The organism is Paenibacillus sp. LT-B23 (genome assembly GCF_059417685.1).
This window is the reverse complement of record NZ_JBSQBM010000053.1, coordinates 1-4,282: the sequence shown is the minus strand read 5'-3', so window position 1 is coordinate 4,282 and position 4,282 is coordinate 1. Positions and strand designations below refer to the sequence as shown.

General features: G+C 39.9%; 5 protein-coding genes. 1 reads left to right on the top strand and 4 read right to left on the bottom strand.

Annotated features, from left to right (window positions below):
* The 3 genes from ACWXW9_RS28815 to ACWXW9_RS28805 all read right to left on the bottom strand — a co-directional run.
* Positions 1 to 449, bottom strand: a 449-nt coding sequence (locus ACWXW9_RS28815; protein ID WP_494932181.1) for a tyrosine-type recombinase/integrase, incomplete at its 3' end; no start/stop codon positions are given.
* A 160-nt stretch (positions 450 to 609) separates the two neighbouring features.
* Positions 610 to 1,353: a transposase gene (locus ACWXW9_RS28810; protein WP_494932180.1), complete on the bottom strand. Its 744-nt coding sequence runs from the start codon at positions 1,351 to 1,353 to the stop codon at positions 610 to 612.
* 64 nt (positions 1,354 to 1,417) lie between these two features.
* The gene (locus tag ACWXW9_RS28805) at positions 1,418 to 1,579 is read right to left on the bottom strand and encodes a hypothetical protein (protein ID WP_494932182.1); all 162 of its coding nucleotides are present in this window, start codon (positions 1,577 to 1,579) and stop codon (positions 1,418 to 1,420) included.
* A gap of 29 nt (positions 1,580 to 1,608) precedes the next feature.
* Between ACWXW9_RS28805 and ACWXW9_RS28800 the strand changes: the two genes are divergently transcribed.
* A complete protein-coding gene (locus tag ACWXW9_RS28800) occupies positions 1,609 to 2,007 on the top strand; it encodes a YczI family protein (RefSeq protein ID WP_494932179.1) in 399 nt (132 codons plus the stop codon).
* Here the strand turns inward: ACWXW9_RS28800 and ACWXW9_RS28795 are convergent, their stop codons facing one another.
* Positions 2,008 to 3,264, bottom strand: coding sequence for a site-specific DNA-methyltransferase (locus ACWXW9_RS28795; RefSeq protein WP_494932178.1), 1,257 nt, complete (start codon positions 3,262 to 3,264; stop codon positions 2,008 to 2,010).
* Between the last annotated feature and the right edge of the window lie 1,018 nt (positions 3,265 to 4,282).

The window sequence follows — 4,282 nt, the reverse complement described above, 5'->3', positions numbered from 1 at the left end:
AACTTGATTCCAACCAATTCGCTTACCCGTATCCCTGTTCCCAGCAGCAATTCAATCATACAGATATGCATTCGATTGCCCATACGGTGAATTTCATTCCGCAGCTTCCACAAATCCTTTTCCGCTAACCCTTTGTATTGCCGAACGACCTTGTTCCTGACTGCTTCGATATGTATTTCTTCCTTTATATAGCCTTGCTGGTGCATCCACTGCGCAAATACGTTGATACTGGCGATCTTACGGTTGATGGTCAGTATCGCTTGGTTGGTGCTTTGCAGATACTTCTTATATTCTACTCCATCCAGTTCAATCCACTGATCCAGTCCATATTCCGTTTTCCTTTGATACCAGGTTATAAACTGCAATACGTCCCTAATATAGCAGGAAACCGTATTTTCACTCCGATCCTTGCTCCGTAAATGTGCTTCAAACCCTTGAATATACTCCATCTTTGCCCCCACCTTTCCGCTTGTGTGTCACATCATACCGTTGATGCGAAGGAAAGTCCACTGATTGCATAACCTATCTTATGCACTGAATTTGGGCAATTTACAGGCTAATTCTGGGCTGAAACTGGCGTTTATCTATACAAATACTGACGGCATAACGTTATAGCTGCGAAGCATCCGGCTCCATATACCCTTCCTCAATCTCTACCGATTCCTCAATAGCTTCATATTCAGCATCCACTACATCCGCTTCGATCATATCTAGAAATAGCTGCTTTCGTTCTTGTTCCAGTGCTTTTGTATTCACCACCAGCTCACGTCGATCATTCCACTCATTGGGTGCGCGGTTCTTTAAATAGAAGATCATCGCTGTCGGATTCGGGGGCTGATATCGTTTCACTTTTTCAATACGCGTCTTCTTTTTTCCATTTTTGTCCTCTTCAACTACTGTACGAATTTCCTCATATTCATAGCCCGTAGCAGCTTTCAAAAGTGAATTTTCTACGTGTGAAATCGGGACAGATCTGCTCCATTTGACTAGTTCAGCCAGCATCGGATGTTTATCTATATACTCGTACCAAGTCGTTTTACCTATATCGAGTTTCCTGATAATATCCTCCGCGTTCACGCCTTCTTCGAACCATTGCTGAATCTCCGCTAACCGAGGATATACATGGGTTTCCCACTTAGTTGGACGTTCTAATGCTTCAGCAAATTTGGGATGTTTCCTACGATAGTCGCCTAATGTCCAAATATGAATATTTAGTCGTTTCGCAATCTCTTCATCTGTTGCCCCTTCACGTACCCAAACGGGAATATCCCTCAGCCTTGGCACAACAAATTGATCGTACTTGGTTAGTATTTTAGGTTTATTCCTTTTTGGATTATTATTGTTTTTGCTCATTAACTCACCCCCATCATGAAAAAAGGGAACAGCCAACTATCGGCCATTCCCCATATGTATCAGCTTACCCTTCTAACTCAACCTCGTAAAACAATTCGATATCCTCAATCATCTTCTGAATCAACTCATTGTCCTCCCGAGCCTCCTCAGTTCCCAGCACATTTACCTTTTCAGCTTGCATGCCCTTTAGGAATCGAATCACCATATTCACTTTAGCCTTACCCAATCCAATCACCCTTTCGCTTTAGTCAGCACATGATACCTCTGACCTTGCCGACTCAGCAACTACTTCATCATAACCATACTACTTACCATTCCGAATCAAATAGTTGTATAATATTGTATAAAGGGGTTACACCGAAAAATACGGTATATGAGTGGGGGAATTTACCTATGCTTAAAAAACTGAATATCTATCAAGTTCTTAAATTTGTATGTGCCGCTGTTGTTATAATCACGTCCCTTTGGTCACTTGCTTATCCCGGCGACCATATTCTATTCAAATTCTCACAATTTTTCCTCGGTCTCATGTTTTTATTTACTGGCTTCTCTGAACTTAAGGCAAATCGAAAAACTTACGCAATAGTTTGCTTCAGTGTCTCCTTGTTTTCTATTTTGGTATTTATAACTACACTTCTTTTCAGAAAAGGTTAACTACTCGTTCTCTAATTCTGGCTCAGCAACAATTTCTGAATAGCCCGTCTTCACTCCATCCCGAATTAAATACACACCGCTATTGTCGCCAACGTAGGCAATATACCGCTTCACAATCACATCTACATATTTGGGATCAAGCTCACTGGTATAGCAAATCCGATCCGTTTCCTCACAAGCAATCAATGTCGAGCCTGAACCACCAAATGGATCAAATACGATATCACCAAGCTTACTGGAATTTTTAATTGGATAGCTAATCAAGGGAATCGGCTTCATGGTTGGATGATATTCATTCCGAAATGGGCGATCAAATTGCCAAAGTGTCGTTTGCTTCCGATCACTATTCCAGTAGTGTCCACCTGTCGGCTTCCAACCATATAATACGGGTTCGTGCATCCAGTGATAATCTTGCCTACCCATTACCATCGCTTGCTTAGCCCATATGCAACACTGGGCCAGTTTGAATCCTGCTTCGATAAATGCCTTCCTAAAATTTAAACCTTCACTATCGGCGTGGAACACATAAATACTTGCTCCGTCATCTGCTACTTCAAACATTCGAGTATAGGCTGCCAATAGGAAATCATAAAACTGGTCGTTATCCATCTTATCGTTTTCAATTTTCAGTGCATCCTTGGTCTTACCTGTATAGTCCACATTGTAGGGTGGATCAGTTACAATGAGCTGAGCCTTCTTACCATCCATCAATGTTGCGATATCCTGCGGATTAGTTGAGTCTCTACAGATGAGCCTATGCTTCCCAAGCAGCCAGATGTCACCTTTACAAGTGATTGGATGTTCAGGCAATGCTTCTTCCACATCGAAATCATCCTCCTCATCTACGGATTCTTCGTGTAATGTATCTAGTAGCTTCTCCGCTTCAGACCAATCAAAGCCCGTTAGCTCAATATTATAATCTGCTTCCTTCAACTCATCTAATAATCCAGCCAGTGCCTCAAAGTCCCACTCCCCTGTAATTTTGTTAAGCGCTATGTTCAGGGCTTTCTCTTTTGACTTGTTCACATCGACTATAACACAATCAACTTCATCGTAACCGAGTGTCTTCAACACTTTGGCACGTTGGTGACCTCCCACGATGGTATAATCGCTATTACAAATAATTGGTTCACAATAACCGAATTCGAGGACACTATTCCTGATCTTTTCAAACTCTGGATCACCTGCTTTTAAATCCTTCCTTGGATTATATTCGGCATGTACCAGTTGATCGATCTTCAATTTCATCCATTTCATTTATAAAATTTGCTCCTTTATGTCTACAGCTTTCTCATTATTTCTGGCGTTTTTTATGTACGGAATTAACGTTTCTACGTTTACGAATTTGATTTCCAATCCACTTGATCCCCCTTTCTAAACTCGTTTTTAAAAAGACTGCGACCCAAATCCAGGTGTAAAACACACCAATTGCAGTAACAAATCGTAATATTTCTATGATTATTGCTTGTAACATTAATAGCATTCATATTTCTCCTCTCTAAAATGAAAAGGAACCCTAGCCTATAGCCAGAATTCCCATGTAGCCTAATTTGTAATTGTAAAACTGCTCATTGTGTCACGTGACACATTTCAAACTTTGAAGGTTCAAGTCCTCAATTCGTGTAGTTTAAAATTTTGCAAATAATAGTCCAATTCAGCAAGATTAATTTGAATATGTAAATTGAAAATTTTTAAGTGGTAATCCTAGTCAATAACATGATTCTGATTATGTATATAATATTTGCTGAATCTATAAATAATCTATTTGTGGGATAGGGGAAACTCTCCAAATATTTTCCTTCGTTTCGCTTGAGCTGCACTTCGGACAAATATTTGCTGCCGCCGTTTCCCCTCCCACACCCAACCCCATTGCGGCTTATTAAGTTCACTTTTGCAATTCCAATCATCCCTTTACTCTCAAATTCATAGCTGGACAAATGTATCTAATTCCATCACTTCCTCTCTACGGGCTGACAAGCCCACCATATAAACTCGTATACAAACATGTTTCCTATTCTCCGTCCGTTTGTTTCCAATTTTATAATGCCGAATTCCTATCTTCGCTTCAATTTCTCCAATATAATAGCGGATTTTTAAAAGCTGTTTCCATGTTTCCAGTTTTGAGCACTCCTTATCACATATACACTCCTCACCAGCACATAATATTCGATCAAATATTATTTATATGTATTTCTCTCAAGAGTTAAAAAAACAGGAAACATGGAAACAAACTCATTATTCTCTATATAAATAAAGCATTTTTCCGTTTCCAATT